Genomic DNA, 381 nt, shown 5'->3' with positions numbered 1-381 from the left:
TTTAGTTCCTGAAGGCAGCTTCTCAAGCGACCCACACGATCCCTATAGCCGTATCTTTGAACTACAAGACGCGATTGCAGCTTATCACCAGGCTGATATGAGCGTTATCATGGATGTCGTCTACAATCACGTCTATGAAGCAGATGCCTATGCTTTTGAAAAAATTGTCCCAGGCTACTTCTATCGTCTCGATGAGCAAGGCCTACGGACAAACGGTACCTTCTGCGGGAATGATGTAGCCAGCGAAAAAGCTATGGTGCGGCATTATATCCAGCAATCTGTCCAGCAATGGGTTAGCCTCTACGGCTTTGACGGTTTCCGCTTTGACCTGATGGGCATTCTCGATATAACCACCATGAAGCAAATCGCTCAGGAACTAAA

The 381-nt window shown here is 47.2% G+C and carries 1 pseudogene; it reads left to right on the top strand.

Annotated features, from left to right (window positions below):
• Positions 1-381: pseudogene (locus tag A0739_RS09860) on the top strand (type I pullulanase); the annotation flags it as partial.

The sequence above is a fragment of the Streptococcus oralis genome (assembly GCF_001588645.1).
In the GTDB taxonomy this organism is placed as follows: Bacteria; Bacillota; Bacilli; order Lactobacillales; family Streptococcaceae; genus Streptococcus; species Streptococcus oralis_AB.
This window is presented reverse-complemented; position numbering and strand designations above follow the sequence as displayed.